The 23,242-nt window shown below is 66.7% G+C and carries 9 protein-coding genes; 7 read left to right on the forward strand and 2 right to left on the reverse strand.

Annotated elements, in window-relative coordinates:
* Positions 1–44 precede the first annotated feature (44 nt).
* The 6 genes from FIP57_RS03005 (at position 45) to FIP57_RS03030 (ending at position 19,859) form a co-directional block, all read left to right on the forward strand.
* Positions 45–4,046, forward strand: coding sequence for an Eco57I restriction-modification methylase domain-containing protein (locus tag FIP57_RS03005; protein WP_203231027.1), 4,002 nt, complete (start codon positions 45–47; stop codon positions 4,044–4,046).
* Positions 4,043–7,504: an SNF2-related protein gene (locus tag FIP57_RS03010; RefSeq protein ID WP_148571871.1), complete on the forward strand. Its 3,462-nt coding sequence runs from the start codon at positions 4,043–4,045 to the stop codon at positions 7,502–7,504. Before FIP57_RS03005 ends, FIP57_RS03010 begins: the two co-directional genes overlap by 4 nt.
* Before the next feature lie 385 nt (positions 7,505–7,889).
* Positions 7,890–9,452, forward strand: coding sequence for a 3'-5' exonuclease (locus tag FIP57_RS03015; RefSeq protein ID WP_148571873.1), 1,563 nt, complete (start codon positions 7,890–7,892; stop codon positions 9,450–9,452).
* Positions 9,452–13,243: a protein kinase domain-containing protein gene (locus FIP57_RS03020; protein WP_162529664.1), complete on the forward strand. Its 3,792-nt coding sequence runs from the start codon at positions 9,452–9,454 to the stop codon at positions 13,241–13,243. The genes FIP57_RS03015 and FIP57_RS03020 overlap by 1 nt, the downstream gene beginning before the upstream one ends.
* Complete coding sequence (locus tag FIP57_RS03025; RefSeq protein ID WP_148571878.1) at positions 13,240–14,853, forward strand: methylation-associated defense system protein MAD7 family protein; 1,614 nt, start codon at positions 13,240–13,242, stop codon at positions 14,851–14,853. Before FIP57_RS03020 ends, FIP57_RS03025 begins: the two co-directional genes overlap by 4 nt.
* Complete coding sequence (locus FIP57_RS03030; protein WP_148571880.1) at positions 14,850–19,859, forward strand: helicase HerA domain-containing protein; 5,010 nt, start codon at positions 14,850–14,852, stop codon at positions 19,857–19,859. The genes FIP57_RS03025 and FIP57_RS03030 overlap by 4 nt, the downstream gene beginning before the upstream one ends.
* A 168-nt stretch (positions 19,860–20,027) precedes the next feature.
* On the opposite strand, the gene FIP57_RS03035 is transcribed toward FIP57_RS03030, so the two are convergent.
* A complete protein-coding gene (locus FIP57_RS03035) occupies positions 20,028–20,774 on the reverse strand; it encodes an NUDIX hydrolase (protein ID WP_203231028.1) in 747 nt (248 codons plus the stop codon).
* 60 nt (positions 20,775–20,834) lie between these two features.
* Between FIP57_RS03035 and FIP57_RS03040 the strand changes: the two genes are divergently transcribed.
* The gene (locus tag FIP57_RS03040) at positions 20,835–22,370 is read left to right on the forward strand and encodes an ADP-ribosylglycohydrolase family protein (protein WP_148571882.1); all 1,536 of its coding nucleotides are present in this window, start codon (positions 20,835–20,837) and stop codon (positions 22,368–22,370) included.
* Here the strand turns inward: FIP57_RS03040 and FIP57_RS03045 are convergent.
* A complete protein-coding gene (locus tag FIP57_RS03045) occupies positions 22,316–23,230 on the reverse strand; it encodes a phosphorothioated DNA-binding restriction endonuclease (RefSeq protein WP_148571884.1) in 915 nt (304 codons plus the stop codon). The two genes, FIP57_RS03040 and FIP57_RS03045, sit on opposite strands and share 55 nt — an antisense overlap.
* Positions 23,231–23,242: the final 12 nt, after the last annotated feature.

Below are 23,242 nucleotides of genomic sequence, written 5' to 3' on the forward strand. Positions count from 1 at the left end.
AGTGTCTTCACAACCGGGCTGAAGTCTGAGGAGATTCCGTGCGATTGACCGCCGACAAGGTTGTGTCCTGGAACGACCCGTCTGCGCCCGCCACCGTGACGACCGAGAAGGTGTACCTCGGCCCTGACCCGTTCGGGCTGGGCGGATTTCAGGTCGCAACCGCCACCGCGGTCGTCGCCCCATCACGGCAGGTTCTTCGCGACCTTTTCGCCAACCGCAAGGGCAGGACGCAGATCCAGCTGGTCGTCGCAGTCGCGCACGACGGCGTGGTCCATCTCTTCGGTCCGGATCCGCAGGCCCAGCCGATCGCGTTGCCGGAGGATCAAGCCGAACGTCAGCTCCAGTCGGTTCTCGCCGAGACTGATGTCCTGGCCGCGACGGAGCGGTTTGCTGGCTTCCGCAAGGCGAACGACTCGACCGGCGTGGCGGGCTTCACTAACAGCGGGCTGTTTGCGTCGCACCACATCACGAGCAACGTGCCGAAGCGTTCTGACTGGGGGGCGCTCGGCAGCAAAGCGGCGCCCCTGCTCAGCAAACGCGGCAAGCAGCTCGTTGAGGCCCTCGGGTTCGGAACCCAGCCCGGGCCGAACGGCACGATGCTCCTGTCGATCGGCGGCCAGCCGCCGCGTGCGGTAGCCGTCCTCCTCGACGACTCCGAACAGTTCGATGCCAAGACCCAACGGTTTCAGCTCTCCCCGGTGGCGTTCGGTCTCGCCGTGGCCTCACGGCAGGAGGTCCCGTGGTTGGTGGTCCTTCGCAAGGACCAGATCCGGCTGTATCCGGGGCGTGACGGCGTCGGTGTTGGCTCCAAGGGGCAGGCAGAGACCTTCTTCGAGGTCGACCTCTCGACAGTCGATGCTGAGTACGCCGCGCTGCTGCCCCTGATCTTCTCGGCGGACGCGCTGGTCGCCGACGGGACGGCCGATGAGCTACTGCGGGACAGCTCCCGCTACGCCACGGAGCTCGGCGCCCGTCTCAGGGAGCGCATCTATGACGAGATCGTCCCGCCAGTGGCAGTCGAGGTTGCGCAGAGGCTGGCGAAGCATGCCGCAGTCAAGCTCGACGCGGACGGTCTGGCACTGGCCTACCGGGTCACGCTTCGCATCCTGTTCCGGCTGCTCTTCCAGGCCTACGCCGAAGACCGCGGACTCCTGCCCTCGGGACGCAACGAGGGCTTCGACGCGAACAGTCTCAAGACGAATGCTCGCCGGCTGCTTGCCTCGGACTCCGACGAGTTCGGGGACTCGTCGACGATCTGGTTCGACCTCGTCCAGGTCTGGAATGCCATCGACCAAGGCAACCCGCAGTGGCAGATCCCGTCCTACAACGGCGGTCTGTTCGGCACCGACCCGGACCGTGCTCCCGAGGGTGCACTCATCAAGAAGATCGAGCTGCCGGACAGTGTGCTCGGACCTGCGTTGCGGAGTCTGCTGATTGACGTCACCAATGACGGCGTGCTCGGACCGGTCGACTTCCGGTCACTGAGCGTGCGCGAGTTCGGCACCATCTACGAAGGCCTCCTCGAGAGCTCGCTCTCCCTCGCAGAGGAAGACCTCACCGTCGACAACAGCGGTGCCTGGGTGCCGGCCAAGGAGGGTGATGAGATCTATGCGCACTCCGGTTCGGTCTACTTCCACACCGCGTCGGGGGAGCGAAAGGCGACAGGCTCGTACTTCACGCCGAAGGTCGTCGTCGACCACCTCATCGAGCGCTCGATCGTCCCTGCACTGACCGCCCACCTCGAGAAGATCGCCACATACCTGAACCAGGGCGACGCGTCCGCCGCCGCGCGGGAGTTCTTCGACTTCCGCGTGGCTGACCTCGCGATGGGCTCAGGGCACTTCCTCGTTGCGGCGGTCGACAAGATCGAAGCGCTGATGCGGACGTTCCTCACCGAACACTCGGTGCCGGGGGTCACTGAGGAGCTGTTGCGCCTCGCCGCGGTGGCGCGCGACGCGCTCGGCACCGATGACGTTGCGAAGAGCGAGGTTGACGAGGTCGGCCTGCTTCGGCGTCAGGTTGCTCGACGCTGCATCTACGGGCTGGACGTCAACCCGATGGCTGTGGAACTCGCCCGTCTAGCGTTGTGGATCCACACGTTCGTGCCTGGGCTACCAATGAGTAACCTCGACCACGGCCTCGTGAACGCGAACAGCCTCACCGGGATCGGCACTATCGAAGAGGCCCTCGATGCGCTCCAGCCAAATCGCAAGCCGGGGGAGATGAGTCTCTTCGACGAGATCCTCACCGACCAGCTTGCCTCGTCGAAGACCCTCTTGATCGACGTGGCGAACGCAAGTGAGGCCAACAAGGCCGAGGTCGAAGAAGGTGCCCGCATGCTCGCGCAGGCACGGGAGGCTGCGGACACCGCTCGTCGGATCTTCGATGCCGCTGTCGCCGCGCGCATTGGATGGATTCAGCCTGGCGTGATCCTGGACGAAGACTCGCTTCAGGAGGTCCTGAAGCGGCTCGAAGTTGCCGAAGCAGCTGCGGAGCTTGAGCCGGCACACATGCCCTACCTCTTCCCTGAAGTCTTCCTGCGTGACAGATCAGGCTTTGACGTCATCTTGGGCAATCCTCCGTGGGAGAAGCTTCACGTTGAGGAGCATCAGTGGTGGGGGCTGCGCCTTCCGGGCCTCCGTTCCATGCCTACCAAGCAGCGGAATGCGACGCTCACAGCGTTTCGCGCTAGTCGACCTGATCTGGAGGCCGAGTACGAGACCGAGATCGAGCGTGTTCGCGCCATGGCCGAGGCGGTTTCGTCCGGACCGTACGTTGGCTTGGGCGCGGCTCACCTTGACTTGTTTCAGGCGTTCGCCTGGAGGAACTGGCAACTGCTTGGCTTGGGGGGACGCTCCGCGCTGGTGTTGCCGCGTGGTGCGCTAGCCGGCTCCGCGCTCACATCGTGGCGTCGCGAGATCCTGAGGAGCGGCTCGTTTGCCGACGTTTGCTTCTTGGTGAACAACCAAAAGTGGGTGTTTCCGGAGGTTCACCCTCAATACACGGTTTGCCTTACGGTGACTGAAAAGGGCGGCGAGAAGGTCGTGAGGTGGTCCGGCCCCTTCTCGAACGAGGAGGACTTCGTCAAGGGCGCCGGAGTTCTCGCTGAAGTGCCGGGCGACGAGTTCGTTTCCTGGTCGAATACGGCGGCCTTCCCGCTGATTCCTGATCCGCGGTCAGCAGAGGTCTTCCGTCAGATGAAGCGGAGTCCTCGGTTTGACGCAGTCCGGGCCGGCTGGGAATTCCGTCCGATTCAGGGAGACATGAACGCCAGCGGTGACCGCGGCGTCATGGAGTTCGACACAGAATCGGCGCGAGGACGAATCCCCATTGTCGCTGGTGCGAGCTACAACATCTGGGCACCCGACGCGGGGAGTCCGTTCGCGTACGGAGATCCCGAGGTTCTGCGTCCGCACCTGACTACCAAGCTGGCCAGTGCGGTGCGGCACTCGCGCTCGGCATACAACGGCCTGAAGTTCGCACCAAACACCCTGCCCCTCGACAGTGCGCGGATCGCGTTCCGCGACATTGCGCGCGCAACCGACACGCGGACGGCGATTCCTTGCCTCCTCCCTCCAGGCACTGCCGCGGTGCACCAATCGCCAATCCTGGTGAGACGGCAGGGCGACGAAGCTGCGGAAGCATTCCTCCTGGGCGTGATGTCGAGCATCCCGTTCGACTGGGCAGCAAGGCGCTGGGTCGAGCTTCACCTCACGTTCGAGCTGTTGAATCCGCTGCCCGTTCCGGCTTACGACGCTGACTCCCCGTTTTGCCGGAGGGCTCGCGAGATCGCTGGTCGCCTCGCCGCTATCGATGACCGCTACACAGACTGGGCGGCTGCAGTCGGGGTTCCGGTGGGGTCGGTGAAGACTCCTGAGGAGAAGGACGACCTCATCGCTGAGCTCGATGCGCTGGTGAGCCTGTTGTACGACCTCACTGAAGACCAGGTCGAGCATGTCTTCGCGACCTTCCACCGTGGCTGGAACTTCGAAGTCCGCCTCGACGCGGTCTTGACGCACTACCGAGAGTGGAAGGGCAAGGCATGACCCAGCTCCCTGACTTCGCGACTAACCACGCGCCGAGCGACGCCGCGACCACGGTGGCCGACAAGGTCAATGAGTTGTTCCGGCTTCTTCGCGAGAACCGGGTGACGGCCCCGCCTATCGCCATCGCGACGGCATACGTCAACCCGGCCGGGTTCGCACTCTTGGCTGATGAGCTGGAGACGGCACCGCGGGTGCGCCTGCTGCTCGGTGCGGAGCCGGAGGAGGACTCGGTTCGGGCGATCACGTCGGGGGACTCCGACCAGGATGCGCGTCGGGACGCGGCCATCGAACACCACCAGGCATGGCTTGAGGCGGAGCGCGACACGATGGGCTTCGCGCGCGTGCCGACCGCTGAGGCGAAGCGGATGGTCGAGTGGCTGAAGAGCGTCGACCCCGAAGGAATCGCCAAGGTCGAGGTGCGGCGCTACGCCGGCGGGTTCCTCCACGGCAAGACCTACCTCGTCGAGGATGGAGCGGCGCAAGCCGCCATCGCGGGATCGTCCAACATGACCTACGCCGGCTTGGCTCACAACGCTGAACTGAACCTCGGCACCGGTGGTGGCACGAGTTCGGCGGCCAAGGTGCGTGAGTGGTTCGAGCACTTCTGGAGCCTCAGCGACCCGTATGACTTGGCCGGCCTCTACGGTCGCCTGTGGGACCCCCACACACCCTGGGTGATCTACCTCCGGATGCTCTGGGAGCTGTACGGCGAGCATCTCGACGAGGACGAGAACCCCAACGTTCGCACCGGACTCAACCTCACCCGATTCCAGGCCGACGGTGTCGCGCGCATGGAGCGACTCTTGGACGAGCACGGCGGAGTCCTTGTCGCCGACGAGGTGGGCCTCGGGAAGACCTTCCTCGCGGGCGAGGTCATCTACCGCACCGCCAACATCAACCGACAGCGCGTGCTCATCGTGGCGCCCGCTGCGCTGAAGACCTCGATGTGGGAGCCCTTCCTCGTCACCCACGACTTCAGCCGGTGGGTGAAGGTCTACTCGTACGAGGAAGTCCGCAACCGGCTCGATCCGGACAAGGGGCCGGTCGACGCCTTCCTCCAGGAGATCGAGGACTACTCACTCATCGTCATCGACGAGGCCCACAATCTGCGGAATTCGGGGGCGCAGCGGTCGGGCGCGGTCGACCGCGTCATCACCGCCGGCAATCCGAAGAAGGTCGTGCTGCTGACCGCGACGCCCGTCAACAACTCGCTCACCGACCTCGAGACGCTCGTCAAGTACTTCATTCGTGACGATGCCCGATTCGCCTCACTCGGCATTCCCAGCATCAAGGCGTACATCAAGCACGCTCAGGACATGGATCCGGCCAACCTGACGCCGGAGCACCTGTTCGACCTCATGGACCAGGTCGCGGTGCGCCGTACGCGCAAGTTCGTCAAGGAGCACTACGCCAACGAGATGATCATCGGGCCGGACGGAAAGCCGACGACGATCAAGTTCCCGCAGCCGAAGGTGCGTCGGATCGAGTACCCCCTGGACGCCGACGGCTTGGCCCTCATCGATGCGATGGTCTACGCCCTTGACGACCCGACCGACCCCCACGCGCCTCGCGCGTGGGAGGACCGCAGCCGCGACCCGAAGCGCCTCATGCTCGCCCGCTACCTGTCGAGCATGTACACCGTCGACCACGACCTGCAGGAGTACCAGATCAGCAACGTGGGCCTGCTCCGGTCCGGTCTGCTGAAGCGGCTGGAGTCGAGTCCCCAGGCCCTGCACGCGTCTCTGGAGAAGATGATCGCCTCCCACGAGGCCTTCCTCGATGCTCTGGGAAAGGGCTTCGTGCTCAAGGGGGAGGCGCTGAGCGAGTGGGTCTCGTCGGACTCGGACGACCTCGACGAGTTCGTCCTCGAGTTCGACAAGGATGACCAGATCGAGTCGGTCGATGGCTACCACCTGACCGAGCTCAAGGCCGACGTCGAGTCAGACATCGTGTTGCTACGCGAGCTGAGCGACCTCGCCGCTGTCGTCATCAAGGGGACGGAGCCCAAGGTCGAGAAGCTCATCGAGGAGCTGACCCAGATCGCAGCAGATGCCCAGCGCACCGACCCCAGAGGGCTCTCACACTCGGACCGGCGCAAGGTCATCATCTTCTCGGCCTTCACCGACACGATCCTTCCGATCTACGACGCCGTCGAGGAGGCGATCAAGAAGGCCCCCGCGGGATCGCCGCTGGCGGACTACAGGGACCGGGTGGCCCCGCCGATCATGGGTTCATACGCGAAGACCCATGAGCGCGGCGCCAGCGGTGGCGTCGATCAGGGAGGACGAGCATCCACGATCGCCGGGTTCGCGCCGGCGACGGCCGGCCCCCGAAACGCAGCTGGGGAGCCCACAGCCAAGGACGAGTTCGACATCCTGTTCACCACAGATGTTCTTGCCGAGGGCGTCAACCTTCAGCAAGCCGGCCAGATGATCAATTACGACCTCCCGTGGAACCCGATGCGGATCGTCCAGCGCCACGGTCGAGTGGACCGCATCGGCTCCAAGCATGACTACGTCTACCTCGGGCTCTTCTTCCCGGCCGAGCGTCTTGACGAGCTGCTGGCCCTGGAAGCTCGCCTGGAGGCGAAGCTTGCCCTGGCTGACGCGGCTGTCGGCGCTGGTGAGGTGCTTCCGGGGAGAGGCCCTGGTCACGAGGTGAACCTCGCTGACGACGAGGTCACCGACGAGTTCGAGAAGTTGCTCGACGCCGGCGGCTCCAGCGCGTCCCTGTCCGGAGAGGAATACCGCCGCAGGCTCTTCGGCGCCTTCAACATGGAGCCGGTCGTCAAGGAGGATGCCCTAAGCCTTCCGTTCGGCGCGGGCAGTGGCTTCGTGAACCCGGTCGTGCACGGCAACGGCTATGTGTTCTGCGTCAAGATCGGGAAGAGCCGCCAGCCCTGGTTCCGCTACGTCCCGACGGACGAAAACTGGGCACTGCGTTACACGGACGATGGCGCGCCGATCGTTTCGCCCGACACTCTCGTCTCTCTGCGCGTCGCCGACCCGCAGAACGCGACGGCGGAGCGCTGGTTGCCCGAGGACGTCTACGACCACGCATTCGACGCCTGGGAGGTAGCACGCGACAGCGTCTACGCAGCGTGGAAGGAGCTCACCGACCCCAATGCGTTCCAGCCCGACCTGCCGCTGTCGTTCCGCGACGCCTATGCGCTCGTCCTCCAGAGGGGCACCTTCCTGGACAAGGACGAACGCATCGAACTAGCAAGTCGGTTGCGCAGTGTTCCCACCGCCAAGGTCGCGCGACAGGTGCGCGGGGCCCTCAATCAGGGTGCAACCGATGAGCAGCGCATCAAGCTGGTCCGCGAGGTACTCGATGAGGCCGGGATCACCGCTCCGCCTCCGCGCGATCCGCTCCCCGATATCGAGAAGCACGAAGTCCGGCTCGTGACCTGGATGGCAGTTCGGGGGACTCGCGGGCTGGAGGGATCGAGCGGCTGACGTCTCGGAGGCGCCGATAGTGCGGCGGGAGGAGGGTTCAGCTGCGTGGTCGTGCGGGCCGAGCTCTCACATGAAGGCGTCTAAGGAGACTGTTGTAGTCCCCGGCCGGCCCCAGTCGAACCGGCTGGACTTGTCGAATAGATGGTGCGAGCGGTCAGCTCGACTGGAAACCACCTCGGCCCAAATGACGTCCCACCGGGTGGTGTAGTTCCGGGTTTACCTTCGTCTCGCTGACGGAGACGAAGGCTGCTGTACTGCAGCGTTGCAGAACTCGTTCCGCGCCAGTCTTGACTCGACACCTCCACGATCTGGCAAAAGGTACGTACGGTTCATCTCGGCCGTCGCTAAGCTGTATGCCCAGACGTGAACAGGGGGACTACGGGGCATGCCGACTGCTCGCTCATCCAGTTTGGAACAGGCGCTGACAACGCACTTGACTGAGGCTGGCCTCAGCGTCTTCTGGCCGGAGTCCGACGACCTGCCAAGCCTGGTCGCGGTGGATGCTCAGTGGGGCCTTCTGGTTGTCGACCTCGTTGAGCACGAGGAGGGCGCCCTTGTCGAGCTCAACCGCAAGCTCGCTCGACTTCGCAACGACATCCCGCAGATCGCACGAGTGCCCACGCAGAGGCTAGTTGTAGCCGGCGACGCAAGTGCTTCTGACGGCCGCACCTTGGCGCTCGCGGATGTATTCGAAGGCACCTTTGTCTCGGGACTCACGCCGAATGCGATTGACGAAGGTGCCGTCAGCGCGGTCACGGACCGCTTTGCACCTCGCCTCAGTATCGACGTTCCTCGCCGTGACCCGATGTCGGACGAAGGTGCGTCTGCTCGAGCTGCGCGGCGGCTCGTGCTAGACGCCACGCAGAGCGGCATCGCTTGCAGGAAAGTGGAAGACGTCCTCCTCGTCACCGGTCCACCGGGTAGCGGGAAAACCCTGGTCCTGGCCGCTCGAGCCAAGTGGCTGGCGACCCAGAATCCCAGTTGGCGCATCGTGTTGCTCTGCTACAACCGCTTGCTTGTCCCGTACCTGGAAACCTTGGTCTGGGGCCACGCCAACATCACGGTCTGCACCTTCGGGCAGCTGACAAGTCGACTTCGGATCCGCGTCTCCCTCGACAACGAGGAGTGGGCCAGGCAGAACGTCAAGCACGCGCTAAAGCAAGTCAAGCCGGTGTTCGACGCAGTCCTCGTTGACGAATGGCAGGACTTCATGGATGCGTGGACCCGCCTCGTCCTGGCCACGGTCCGGCCCGGGCGGGGCGGTGTGACCCTGGCCGGTGACCCCAAGCAGGCGCTCTATCGCGACGCGAACAGCGAAGTCGCCCTCGCAGGCCATGAAGTGGAGATGGCCACGCTGACCCGTCCCTACCGATCAACGCGGCAGATCCTCGAAGTCACCTCAGCGCTGGACAGGACGATGGATGTGAAAGGCCGGGAGGACGCCTTCGACGGTCAGGCGGTGGACCTCGTCTGGGCGGAGAACGTGTCAGAGCTCGGGGCCGCCATCGCTCGCGACATCCAGCTCCTCCTCGCGGAGGACAAGCGGAATCCCCAGGACATCGGAGTGCTCGTCACCCGGAAGTGGGACATCGGAAAGGTGATGTACGCCTTGAAGAAGGTCAGCGTCCCGGCGCGGGCCGTGTATCCGAACCAAGCGAAGGAGTTCGACCTGTCGGAGCCTTCGGTCAAGGTGATGACGGTGCATTCGGCGAAGGGCTACGAGTTCGACGTCGTCTTCCTGGTCGGGATGGAGCACCTCGCCGATCCTGACGGAAGCGAGCGTGCCGGTCGCGAGGGACGCTGTGGCTACGTTGGTTCGACGCGGGCCAAGGACCAACTGGTGCTCACCTACTCCCGCGACAACGTCTACCTCGACCGGATCCGCTCGCTGCCCGATGAGCTGGTACAGCAATGGGTATGGCCCGACGACTATCCCGAGGTCGGCTGATGGCGGATCTGCGGGTCAAGGGCGAGTATGTAGGGCCAGGTGAGCAGCGGACCGCCGAGCACCTCGCGGAAACCCTCCCGGAAGACTGGGTCATTTTTGCGGGCAGGAAGCTGCCAGGCCCGAACCGTGACGACGCCGACCTTGTCATCGTCGGCAAGTCGCTTGTCTTCGTCATCGAGGAGAAGGCCTGGGGTCCGACTGTCGTCGTCGACGACAACAACTGGTACGTCGGCTCAGACGCACGGCCGAACCCGCTGAATCGTGTGGGTCAGGTGGCGCGCATCGTGGCCGGTACTCTCAAGCAGCGGGCCAACGGGTATAGGAATCTCGGTTCGGCCCACCGCGTCGTACCGGCCGTGGTCCTAAGCCACCCCAAGCTGCAAATCCTGCGTGGGCACAACCACGACGAACGGGAGCACATCTGGGCACTCTCGGAAGCCGCGGATGCGATCCTGGCTCTGGACGAGCGATTCCCGGGATCGGGCCTGGGCGTCGCCCGTCGCCCCGTCATCGCCTACCTCGACGACCTGCCGAAGCCCGACGGCAAGCCGACCCTTGGCGGGTACACGCTGGATTCCCGGGTTGCCAGCGCCGGACGGGAACAGGCGTGGTCCGCCACGGATTCGACCGGCGAGCGGCTGGTGCTGAAGTGCTATCCCTCGGCGGCCTTTGGCGCCCACGGGGATCCCGAGGAGTTTCTGCGACGGGAGTACGTCGCTGTCAACCGGGTTGCAGACCTCGGCCGGACGTGGCGCGCGTTCCCACCCTTCAAGGACGACACCGGCAGCCTCTTCGTCGTACCGGTCGTGCCCCCCAGGGGCGGCATGACCCTGCGTGCGTCGGTGCAGGACGGGGTGCCTGAACGTCGTGACGGCCGGTTGGACGACCAGATCGCGCGGGCTGTGACCATCGACGCCTTCCGCGCGCTTCAGGACATCCACGACGCAGGCCTCGTGCACCGGGCGCTTCATCCCAAGCGCGTGTGGCTGCACCAGAAGCGGCGCGTCATGTTCAGCGACCTCAACTTCGCCCGTGTCGTGGGCGACGAGTCGATCGCCCTGTGGGCCGACGACGGCGACATGAGCGAGGACTACCGGGCGCCCGAATGCGCGCCCAGCCTCGCGCTCGCGAACAGCAGGTCGGACGTGTTCAGCCTGGCGCTGTGCCTCGGCTACTGGTTGCTGGGAAGAGACGTCATGGAGCTCACCCACGAGGAGCTGGGCCGCGCCGTGGCCACGACATATCCGTGGGCCGAGCCGATGCTCCGGGCGCTGTCTGGTGCCTCGAAGGACCGGCCTCATGCCGGAGAACTGGCCGACGAGCTCGTGGCGCCCACGCCGTCGCCGGAGCCGATACCAACGCCCTTGGGGGTTTTCGAGGAGGGGGGCCTGATCGCTGATCGCTACGAGATCGTCCGCAAGCTGGGCAGCGGGGGGTTCGCGACGTCGTGGAAGGTCTACGACCGTCAGCGCGAGCTGCCCATGGTGCTCAAGCAGTTCCACGAGGACGTGCCCGACAACGTGCGCGCCGAATTCCAGTCTGCCCACGGACTGCACTACGACTACTGCGGAAGCGTCTACGACATCCATGTCAACGAGGCGCCGCACTACCTGGTCTCGGAGTACGTCGAGGGCGAGAGCCTCGCCGACGAGGGCCAGGCGTTCGCAGTCGAGCAGCTGCGCGACATCGCCGTCTGCATCCTCAAGGCCCTCGACTACATTCACAACCGCGACCGGGTCCACGGGGACGTCACGCCCTCAAACGTGATCGTGTCCCCGGACGGCAGCAGTGCGAAGCTGATCGACTTCGGCCTCATGGTGCGCGCCGGTAAGCGGCCGGCCGGGCAGACGCCCAGGTTCGCGGCGCCGGAGTTGAGCGACGGCGAGCCCGCGACTGTGTCCAGCGATCTGTTCGGCTTCGCCGCGACCATGGCCTACGCCATGCTCGGGCGCCCGGTTAGCTCGACGGCGTCCGGCAGCTTCGAGTTGATCCCGCCGACCCTTGCAGAAAGGGAGGCGTGGGGCCACGGCGGAACAAGGCTGCTGGAGACGTTCTTGATGGCAGCCAAGTTGGCGCCGGTTGACCGCCCGCGATCCGCCGCGGAACTTCTCGACCTCGTGCGGAGCACGCGCATCGCCTCGGAACCCGACACGCCCTCAGACGGCGAGGACACGTTCCGTGTGAACCCCAACGTCGCAGCGATCAGACGGCTGTACCGCGCGAGCTCGATCGGCAACGCCGGCAACCGCGGGCTGGACGATGAGTTCGCCCTCGCGACGTATGTCCCCACGCGCCTCGACCAGAACCTCGTTCCGAGGGTGTTAGCCGGCGACCTGGACGTGGTACTTCTCAGCGGCAACCCAGGCGACGGAAAGACCTCGCTCCTGGTGCAACTTGGTCAGTTGCTCAGGGACCGCGGCGCGGAGGCTCTCCACTCGGACGACGCAGGATGGGTCCTGCGACTGCGGGACCGCACCTTCCATGCGGTGTTCGATGCCAGCGAAGCTCACGGATCGCTGAGCTCAGATGAGCTGGTGAAGCAGGCGCTGGAGCCGGTCCGCACGTTGAGCGATGGACCGGCCACCGCTCTCATCGCGGTCAACGACGGGCGCCTGCACCAGTTTTTCGAAGACAACAGCGATATCTACGAGGACTGGTGGTTTGAGATCCAGGACCAGATCGCGGGACGAGACCCCGGCACCTCCCGGGTAGTGCTCGTTGACCTGAAACGCCGATCGTTGGCTTCCACGGACGCAACGGGCTTGTCCGACCGGGCCCTCGCGTCCCTGGTCCGACCCGAGCTCTGGGACACCTGCTCCTCCTGCGCAGCTCGGACGGCCTGCCCGATCCTCGTCAATAGGGACCGCTTGAGCGGGCCGGGCGCGGGTGCGTTCAGCGAGCTGATGCTGATCAGCCACCTGCGGCGCCGGCGCCGGGCGACCTTCCGTGACGTCCGGTCCGCGGCCGCCTGGGTCATCACGGGTGATCGGGACTGCGCCGAGGTCCACGAGCTGGTCCGGCAGGGGAGGAACGCCAGCTTGATGTCCGACGCCCTCGCGCACGACCTCGCCTTCGCGACCGACAGCAACGACTATCTGATCAACGAGTGGAGCGACCTGGATCCCGCGCTGGTGCCGAACCCGAGTGTCGACAGGGCCCGGCGGCAGTCCTCCACGGCCGACGGGACCGCGTTCCTCCGCAGCAGCGAGAGCGCCGCCCGCTCCATCTACTTCGGCGAGCGCGTCGCCGACGACATCACTCGCAGCGATGTCCGCGTGTACCGCTACTTGAGCGAGTTCGTCAGGATGCTTCACGGCAACGACCCCATCGCCACCAGGGACCGCCTGCTGCTCGGCATCAGCCGGCTGCTCGGCGCGCCCGGCTACCGGTCGTCCGGCCTTGCGTTCGGCGTCGGTGCAGGGGACTCGAACTGGGCCATTCTCCACGCGATCGAGAGCGAGGCCTTCACCGTGCACGTCGCCGATTCGACGCACCCATTCGTGGAGACGATGCCCGACCTGCTCGAGCTTCGCCACGAGTCTGGGGCGTCGAAGCACACGCTCAGGCTCAACCTCGACACCGCCGAGATGATCCTGCGCGCCGCCGACGGCGAGCTCGTGGACGACCCGGCGTCTGACGCGATCCGCCAGGAGATCGATGCCTTTGTCGGGCAACTGAGCCGCCATCCCTCGAAGGCCGCGCACATCGTGGACTCGTCCGGCTCGGTGACCACAGCCACCATCCGCGGCGTTGCGATCTCGTTCGCGCTCGACGGGGAGGAGCGTTCGTGACCTTCGCCATTCCCAAGGGACTCACCCAGAACTCGCTCATCACCGAAAACGTCATCAACGTCGAACTCAACGACACCGACATCGACCGGATGATGACGAAGATCCTCGAACGGGCCGTCAAGCGCGGCCGAGTTTCGGGTTCGCGCGTGGACACCAAGGCCTACGACGGTTATCTGGCAAAGCTACAGCGGTCCCCGCACCTCGCGGGCGTTGACGGGGACCGGGGGCTCGAAGTCCTCGACGGGTGGATCCGGTCGTCCGTTCTGGTCCAGGAAACGGCAGGCCTGCGCCGGGACACGGTTCAGATGGGCTACCTCCGCCCGCTCACTATCGCTGCTTACCGCAGTGGGCTACCTCGGAGCCAATCCCGCAACCGCCGAGCGGACGCGCTCGCCTACAAGGCAATGGCCCGCATGATCAAGGCTCGTGGCGACGAGAACGAGTCGGCGGTCATTCAGACACTGTTCTTGGAAACTTTCGGCCGGGGCGTCGAGCTGGGCCCGTTCCCGTCGACCAACCCCTCGTACGACGGCTCCGAGGTCGACATCGACACGCTTCTGGCCCTCCGGTTTATCGAGCAGTTCGAGGGGAACGAGGCGCACAACCGAGACCTCGAGCCGCTCGACCCGCCCGTACCCCTTGCGGTTGACCCAGTCGGACAGGACCTCCTCGACTTTCTGACGTTCTACGGCCCCAAGCTCCCGGTCGCCGAGGCGTATACGCACCTCTCAGCCCTGCTGAGCCTGCGCCTGTTCCAGCTGCCTCTGGTCACCGCACATGCGGTACGGTCTCTACTCTCCACCGGGGCTCAGCTGCCCGTAGGAGCCAATCCGTGTGCCCAGTACTTCGACTTCGTGCGCCTGCGCGGTCACCCGTCGGACGAGCTGTCACGGATGTCGGTCCAGCGCGACCTCGAGGTAATGCGCACGTTCTTCGGTGACCGCTTGTTGCTGCGCTCGCTGCAGGAGGCCGTCGCTGTGCTGCCGACCAAACCGGATCTGGGCGAAACAGCGGCAGCGCGGATGGCTGCTCTTGCCGCGCTGAAGGATGACGGCATGATGCAGATGGCCCTACAGATGCAGATCAGTACGATCGAGGCGGCGCTGGCGCCGACGGACGAGGGTCGTGCGTTCGTCGCGGAGGTGAGGGCCTCAGAGGGCCTCACCGCAGCTGATCAACTGACGGCGATCCTCGTCGAGGGTTTGCGCAAGCGGGGTCTAGAGAACCAAGTCAAGTGGTTCCACTCTGCCGGAGGCATCAAGAAGGCCTACGGCGTTCTTAAGGGCGACCTTCGTTCCCGCGGCAGCTGGCGTTACTCGCTTTCCGACGAAGGGTTGGTCGCTCTGCTGTGCATGGTCTTCGTAGACCGCAGCGGTCAGCGGACCACGACCAGGCTGCCGATCCGGGAGGTGCTGAGCCGGCTTGAGCGACGCTTCGGGATCCTCATCGACGCACCCCCGGCGGATCTCGACTCCGCCGACGCACGCGCCGGCGCGGCGGCGAACCTGTCTGCCTTCACTCAGCGGATGAAGCTCCTCGGCTGCTTCGAGGGGCTGTCCGACGATTTCAATGCTCAGTTCGTGACCCGACCCAGGGAGGCGGCCAAGTGACGGCGTCGGCTAATGAACTGCTCACGTCCACACTCGCCCACCATCTTGCCTCACTACTCGACGAAGCGGAGCCGGGACACTGTGTGCGCGTCGACGACGTGAATGCCGCGCTGGCTCCCGATCTCGCCTTCGCCCTCTCGGAGAAACTGTCGAAGGCCGCCGTCCACGTGCTTCGGGCGCACCCCGAAGGCCCCCGGGAGATCGCGGCCGAGCGCGCGATCGAAATCCGCAACCGCAAGCAGCAACCGTGCGTCCTAATCGTGCCGGCGGGGGAGGGCCACGCCGCTAGCTCCCTCGACAACTCGTTCCAGCGAATCCCCGTCCTCGACGCTTACACCCACGTCGAGCGACTGCTGCTCGATCGCATCGGCGACCAGGTTGTCCGCGAGCTGGCCGTCCGGAACCGGCGCTGGCTGCGGGCGCAACGCCAGGAGGCTTGGACCGAGTTCCTCGCCCAGCTCTGCGTCGAACCGACCGAGGCCGCCTTCGGGCGGAACCTGTGGATGGTGGGTCTGGTGCCAGACCACGCCGACCACCCAGGCAACCGCGTCGAGCGGAACCGGCTGGCGGTGCAGGCGATCAGCCGCCCCTCGCGGCCGGCGGCCGCGATGGACGAGCGGTTCACGGTCGCGGGACTCCAGGAGGGGCCATGGCGCGGGCCACTGCGCCGGTTCTGCGAGCAGCGGGGAGCGCAGCTCGCCAACCCGCGCCTCTGGGCTCAGGCGATCGCCGAGCACCATCCCGAGCTCACCTTCGACAAGTGGCCCCTGGCGGAGGACATCGCCGAGGACATCGACGAGCTGGAGGTCGTGCCCTTCACCAGTGCGGCGGGCACAGTCGAGAAGTGGAGCAAGCTCAAGCAGGGAGCCGACGGCCAGCTGGTCCTCGAGGTGCCAGAAGGAGGTACCGGCTCCGTCACCGTCAAGTGGAGGACCGCTCCCGCCAACATTGCCGCGGTGGCCAAATGGGAGCTGTCGGTAGTCCCGCCGGATGATCTGCGCACAGACGACACCGAACCTCTAGCGTCGACAGTGATCGCGGGCGGCCGCCGTCAGGGCACTGTCAAGGTTGCCCTCGAGGAGGACTCCCTGACCGCCGGGACCCGGTTCGTGGTGAGCGTACGGGCGATCGCGGAGCACGGGGAGTCGGTCAACCTCACGTCCGGCGATCCGGCCTCCGCGGACAGTCAGGAGTTCCAGATCGTCGGCGCCCAGGAGGGCGAGACGAAGACCCGGCGGACAGCGGCCACGAGCGTCCCCGAGGCCGTTGTCCGCGCTGCGCTTGATGGTCTCGACGATCTGTCCGAAGACCTAGTCTCCTGGGACTTGGACGGACAGGTCTTTTCCCTGCGGCTTGGGAATAGGCGCGCCGTCCAGGTCCGGATCTGTGCCCCGCTGATCAGCTGCCAGCGCACGGCCACCGCGCAGCCCGACCGGCCGGTGCACTTCCGCGCACGCGGAGCCCACGGCACGCCGCTTGAGCCGGACCGGGTCGAGGAGATCGAACTGGCGCTTCCCGCCGCGCTCAAGCGGGCGCGCTCGGAGTTCTTGGCGGCCCTCGCTGGCACGCCGCACCGGGACACGATCGAGTCGGCGGCCTGGAGTGAAGGGCTGCGCGAGCTCGCCGCGACGTATGCCGCGTCCTACAAGCGGGCGCTTGAGCTCCCAGGACAGCAGCTCGACGACCTGCTGCGGATGGACACGATGTCGCTCGACGTCTTGCGTAGCAACACCGTCATCCGTGCCGTCATCGTCCTCCCGACGCACCCGCTGCGTGCGGCCTGGGCGGCGACTCACGACCTCGTTCTGCGGGACTGGGCTCAGCAGCTCACCGAACTGACCCCGCGTGGTGCGCGTGCGCGCATGGTCGATGCCGATCTAGTCGCCCAGGTCGTGCCGGCGAACCTGCCGTTCACCGTCCCCGTCGATGGCGAACTCGCGGTGTACACCGAGGAGCTGACGTTTGGCTCCGGGCTCTATCTCGTGCCCGGCGACGTCGATAGTGAAGCGGCCGCCGAGTCTGTGGCCTCGGTGCTGGAGTTGCAGCGGGCCGGATCGACGATGCGAGCGTCGTCGCAGATGGTGGCCGAGCGGATCAAGGCCTACGAAGCCGCGCACAACCCCGGTGGGACGCTGCGGGTGCTGGCGGTCAACCCCGGTTCAGGGGGGTTACTCGCCGGCGCTCTTCGTGAACCTGTCCAGCAGGGCGAGGATGATGAGGAGGACCCGCGGCGGCTGGAAATCCTGGTTTACTCCGACAGCCCGTCCTACACCCAGCCCGTGCCGGCCCTCTCCGGCCTGCAGCAGAGTATGCGTCGCCGCGAGCTCGCTCGGAAGACTACCCACCTGACGCCTCCGCTGTCCCTGTCGGTGCGCCGCGTCAACGACCTCAAGACGGACCCGCAGGGCGCACACCTGACGGTCATACAGGACATCGGCGCACCTGCAGTCGATTTCGGGCCGGATCCCGAACGTCGCCCGGCGTTCGAGGACCTCCTCGTGCCGATCGTGACCCGCTCGTTCACCGAGGCTGGTGACCTGATCTGGGAGAGTGCTGCGGCGACCGGCCCGTCCACCGGTGGCGGCGACGGCGAGCTGCCCGTCGTGCACCGCACCCACCAGCGCGCTGTGGCGCGGCTCGCCTCGTCGCCGGAGGGGGCAGTTCCGGCCGTCAAGGTGGTGCTGGACGGGGAGCATCAGGCCCGCATCGGCGCGGCCCACGCCAGGTCGGATTGGGTGATCGGCGTCGACCGGTTCATCGGTGTTGACCTGTTCGAGCTCGGCACCGGCGCGATCGGCGAGTCCTACATTCTCGACTATGCCCCGGACTTCGTTGAGGGCATCGGCGAGCGCCTCACCGTGACCACTGCGAACCGTCGCGAGGTGGAGCTTCTCCTTGAGGAAGCAATGCGCGAGCTTGGCCTCGCCGACGTTCAGCACAGCGTTGGCGGGGTGCTGTCCACGTTGGCCGTCGTCTCCGGTCGGTTGGCGCTGCGGCTGCTCGAGAACACCAACCACGCCCGCGAGGCGGTTGCCCTGGCGGCGGTCATCACCCACCTGCGGGAACGGGGTGACCTCGAGGGGCTGATCGTCGTACCCGTCGATGCCCACCCGGAGATCTTCGGCGTCGCAGCCCGCGACGAAGGGGCCAGGCGTCGCTGCGACCTTCTGCTTGTGCGCGTCGGCCAGCGCTCCTTCAAGATCGAGTGCGTCGAGGTGAAGTCCCGAAAGGAGGCGCGCCTGCCGCAGATGCTCGCTGACCACATCGTCGACCAGCTGCAGGACACCAAGCGCTTGCTGCAGTCGCGATTCTTCGCCAGCGACCCTCCTCGCATCGACATCAGACTGCAGCTGGCGCGTTTGGCGAGCGTCCTCCACTATTACGCCGACCGCTCTGTCCGGCACGGCCTTATCTCCGGGGAGAGGGCAGCCGACGTTCACCGTCACATCGACCGGGTGACCGAGGGGCAGATCGCTCCGGAGATTTCCCTGCGGGGATATGTGATCAGCCTGAACGGCGATGAGGGATTCAGGAAGAAGTACGGCGAGATCCCGCTCACCGTCCTGACGGCGAACGACTTGGGCCGACTCGGCTTCACCACCGTACTGCCGACGCCCTCTGCGCGCGGAAAGGAGGGCGAAGGGTCCAGGCCCGGGGCCTCGGCCCGGCGACCGGGCGACCCCCCGGTTTACCCGAGCCCCGATTCCCGACCAGACGCCGAGCCAGGGGAGCCCGCACCGCAATCGGATCCCCAGCCGGAGCCCGAGGCCCAGTCCCGAGCCAACAGTTCGAGTTCCCAGCCTAATGGCGTGCCGTCCGCAGGCCCGGAATCGGTAAGCACAAGCGGGACGGCCCAGGTGAAGAAGCGGGCTACGAGCACCTCTACTGACGGTCCCGCGGTTGCGGCGCCCTTCTCTGACGGCCCCGTGGCGGATCCCGAGGTCGGCACCGTGGAGCCGGTCGCCAGAAGGAATCCGAGCGAGGTCGAGACTGTCTTGGGGGTCGACGCAAACTCCTCTGATGTGCTGTGGCGAGTCAGCACCCAAGGCAGCCCGCACGCCTTCATCGTCGGGATCCCAGGGCAGGGCAAGTCCGTGACGACTCGTCACATCATCCGGAGTTTCGCCAACCAGGGTCTGCCGTCACTGGTCTTCGACTTTCATGGTGACATGGCGGCTGATCCTCCCTCGGGAGCAACGGTCCTGAACGCAGCGGAGGGGCTGCCGTTCAGTCCATTCGAGGCGGACGTACGAGTTGGACGACCGATCAACACGACCGCGTGGGAAATCTCGGAGATCGTCGCCTATGTCACCAAGCTCGGCGAGATCCAGCGGAATCACGTTTATGACGCGCTTCAGGCAATGTACTCGGCGCACGGTTGGCACGGCACTGAGCGAGGTGACAGCCTGCCGGTTATAAGTGAGTTCGGTGATGCCGTAGAAGCAGCCGAGGCCAACGCCCGTGGCCGTAACGCGCGCCAACGGCTGAGGCCGATGACGGACTTTGGGTTATTTCGCGATGACGCAGATGCGGCCTTCGACCTGCTCAACGCCTATCGTGGTGGCGTCGTCGTCGATGTGAGTCAGCTGGGGCTCGAAGAGGTGCAGCTCTTCGCTGCGTCGTTCATCCTGCGCAAGATCTACCGAGAGATGTTCAAGTGGCCACAGGATCGAGCTATGAAGCTGGCGGTCGTTCTCGACGAGGCCCATCGGATGGCGCGCGACGTGACCCTGCCGAAGCTAATGAAGGAGGGTCGGAAGTACGGGGTGAGCGTCATCGTGGCCAGCCAGAACGCCGACGACTTCCACAAGGATGTCCTTGGCAACGCGGGAACGAAAATTGTCTTCCGGACCAATCACCCTGCTTCGCGGGCTGTTGCCGGATACTTGCGAGGGCGAGGTGGGCTCGACCTAAGCGTGGAGATTGAGAAACTCAACGTGGGCGTGGCGTACGTGTCGACGCCCGACCACCCACAGGCGCGGCGCACCTACATGCAGGAGTACTAGCCTTCGACGGCGGGCCCTCAGGCACGGTCCGGACAGCAATGTTCCAGTTGGCAAGCTGTTATGAGCCGTTGCATCCGAAACTTCCGAAGCCGAGCACCTCGGCCCACGTCGTCGGTGCGCCGAACGCGGTGAAAGCCGCGGTGTTCAGCCAGTTGGTGACGCTGTCCATCAGTTCCCCCTCGTCCTGCCGCGGGGCCGCTGGTCACGAGGGAGCAGCAGACGGCGGCGTTCGTCGTCCGACAGTTGTCGCTGCTGGCGTGTCAGGTACAGCTGTGCCGGTCGCCCGCCGCTGCTGCGCACCGCAGGCGAGCCGTCGCGCTCGAGCACCGGCGACAGGTGCGGTGTCATCCGCCGGTTGAACGTGTCGCGGAGCAGCGGTTCGCCGAGGACGGCCTCGTGGACGGCGCGCAGCTCGGCGAGGGTGAACGGTCCGGCGAGCAGGCCATCCGGGTCCGGGCGCCGCTCGTACCGCGCCCGGATCGCGGCGACCGCAGCACTGACGATGTCGGCGTGGTCGTAGAGCAGCGGGCGCTTCGGTCGCGGGCGACCCTGGAGGTCCACGCCCACCAGCTCCCCCTGCGCGCTCTCGAGCTCGTCGGCGGGCAGGGCGAGTGCGTGGGCGAGCGACATCGTCCATGCACGCGGGTCTCTCGCCGGGTCGTCGAAGACCCCGAGCAGAGTGAGGCGGGACGGCGTGATGCGCAGCCCGACCTTGATCCCGAGGACGTCCGCCACGGCGTCCTCCATGGTCTGCTGCGGCCGGAGGAACCGGCCGGGGAGCGCCCACGCGTCGTCCACCGGTTGCAGGAGGATGCCGAGCCGCCCGACCGCGGTCCGCCCCTCGGCCGGCAGCACCGTCATCAGCGCGAGGTCGACCGCGACGTTGGGCCGGGGGTACCGGTTCAGCTCTGCCACGTGCGGCAACTTAGCGCGAATATGCGTTAAAATGCAATCGACGAGACCGAGGGGGACCACATGAGACTCGCATCAGCACAGACCGACCGCGCCGCCGGCGTCCTGCTCGGGGCAGCCGTCGGTGACGCGTTGGGTGCCGGCTACGAGTTCGGCACGGCCCGGCTCGCGCCGGACGAGCAGCCGCGCATGATCGGCGGCGGGCTCGGCGGGTTCGAGCCGGGGGAGTGGACCGACGACACGGCGCAGACGTGGGCGGTCGCCGAGGTCGCCGCCACCGGCGCCGACCTGCGCACGGACGAGGCGCTGACCGACGTGGCCCGGGGCTTCGCCCGGTGGTACGCCGAAGGGCCGCCGGACGTCGGCGTCCAGACCTCCCGCGTGCTCGGATCCGTCGGCCGGCAGCCGACGGCCGGAGCGCTGCGGGACGCCGCCCGCGACGTCCTGGCTCGCACCGGCCGCGCCGGCGGCAACGGTTCGCTGATGCGCACCTCGCCGGTCGCGCTCGCGCACGTCGACGACGCTTCGGCCACCGCCGAGGCGGCGGTCGCCGTGAGCGAGCTGACCCACGCCGACCCCCGAGCGGGTGAGGCGTGCGTCCTCTGGTGCCTGGCGATCCGGCACGCCGTGCTCGAGGGCGAGCTCGACGTCCGGGCGGGGCTACCGTTCCTCGATGCCGACGCGCGGACCTTCTGGGAGGCGCGCATCGACGAGGCGGAGTCGATGCCGCCGTCGACATTCCGTCCCAACGGCTACGTGGTGACCGCGCTCCAGGCGGCGTGGTCGGCGATCGTCTCTACACCCGTGGCTGACGCCGAGCCGCACCGTCACCTCGTCGACGCCCTCGCCACGGCGATCCACATCGGAGACGACACCGACACAGTCGCCTCCATCGCGGGTGCGCTGCTCGGCGCGCGGTGGGGCTCGTCCGCCGTGCCGGCGGAGTGGCGGCGCGTGGTGCACGGCTGGCCCGGTCGTACGGCGCGGCAGCTGGTGGACCTCGCCATGCTCACGATCAACGGCGGACGGCCGGACTCCTACGGCTGGCCCGGTGTCTCCCGCGTCGACTACCACGGCTGGACCGGCAACGGCCGGGTGACCGTGCACCCGGACGACGACCGGGTCTACCTCGCGGGGATCTCCGCCCTCGACGACCTCCCCGCGGACGTCACCGCGGTCGTCAGCCTCTGCCGCACTGGAGGCGAGCACGTGCCAGGCTCGGTGACGCACATCGACTTCCGCCTGGTCGACAGCACCGCTGCCGACAACCCGAACTTGGCCTACGTCATCGACGACGCGGCGCGGACCGTCCAGGCTCTCCGCGATGAGGGGCACACCGTGCTGCTGCACTGCGTGGCGGGGCAGAGCAGGACGCCGACGGTGGCGGCGCGGTACTCGATGCTGCGGGCCGGCGTGTCAGCCGACGAGGCGCTCGACAAGGTCTGCGCCGCCCTGCCGGACCCGCGGCCTAACGAGGTGCTCGTCCGCGCCCTCCGGAAGCTGGATGGACTCCGTCGAGAGCAGGGTGACGATCGGGCCACGCGTCACGCGGACAGCGGGGCTCCTTGGAAGACCTCCGTCCGGTGCCACGACACGTGAGCCGACGACGGCAAGACAGTCCCCGGCCGTGGTCGGAGGCTGTTGCCGTGCAGGTCGTACACGAGCCTGCCGATGCCGTCGCCCGCCGAGAACCGGTCGGAGACGACGATCGCGTAGGAGTCGTCGAGCCCCATGGCGCCTCTGTCAAGGAGCTTGTGGTGCAGCGAGCAGAGAGCGAGCCCGTTGTCGAGAGTGTCGGGTCCGTCGAAGTTGAACCAACGGACGTGTGCCGCTTCGAGTCCGACAGGAGCGTGTCCGAGCCGGCCGTCGAAGCCACAGAACGCGCAGCGGTTGTCCCAGGCCTGCAGGACGGCTGACCGCCACACCGCGCTCCGCTGCCGTCCGGCCGTGGTGCCCGGCGCCGCTCCGGTCGTGAGGATGACTTGCGGGTCGAGACCCACCGCCTGCAGCACGTCGGGTGCGACGGTCGGTGGGAACTGGCTCTCGACCAGGAGCCGCGCTGCCTTCTCCAGCGCGCCCGGCGCCTTCAGCTCACGCTCGAGACTCGGTTCGAGTCGTCCTGTGACGGGCGCTTCGTCGAGCGGTCCGACATTGTCCATCGGGACCTCGCGGTCCAGGAGCCAGACCCCGTCCGCGCGCAACCGGGTGAAGGGGTACGCCGCCGACTGCCGGCGCCCGGTCCTTGACGGTCGACCGAACTGCGCGATGAGGTCCGCGAGCTCGCCCTCGACGTCGGACCATCGCATGCTGCTCGTCCCCTGGTTCGCCAGCCTGCCGAGCGCCAGCAACGCCAGCAGCGGCTTGTGAGGTGACCGCTTCCCGTCCTGTTGGTGCTGACGCAACGATGCAAGCCGCGCGACGACCGCTTCTGCTGCAGAGCGGCCGTCGGAGTGAGTCATGGCGCCGACACT

The sequence above is a fragment of the Nocardioides caldifontis genome (genome assembly GCF_008087345.1).
In the GTDB taxonomy this organism is placed as follows: Bacteria; Actinomycetota; Actinomycetes; order Propionibacteriales; family Nocardioidaceae; genus Marmoricola_A; species Marmoricola_A caldifontis.

Bases quoted from the DNA above. Each gene is read 5' to 3' on its own strand.
- FIP57_RS03020 (WP_162529664.1), top strand. From the start codon at position 9,452: ATGGCGGATCTGCGGGTCAAGGGCGAGTATGTAGGGCCAGGTGAGCAG.
- FIP57_RS03040 (WP_148571882.1), top strand. From the start codon at position 20,835: ATGAGACTCGCATCAGCACAGACCGACCGCGCCGCCGGCGTCCTGCTC.
- FIP57_RS03015 (WP_148571873.1), top strand. From the start codon at position 7,890: ATGCCGACTGCTCGCTCATCCAGTTTGGAACAGGCGCTGACAACGCAC.
- FIP57_RS03045 (WP_148571884.1), bottom strand. From the start codon at position 23,230: ATGACTCACTCCGACGGCCGCTCTGCAGCAGAAGCGGTCGTCGCGCGG.
- FIP57_RS03010 (WP_148571871.1), top strand. From the start codon at position 4,043: ATGACCCAGCTCCCTGACTTCGCGACTAACCACGCGCCGAGCGACGCC.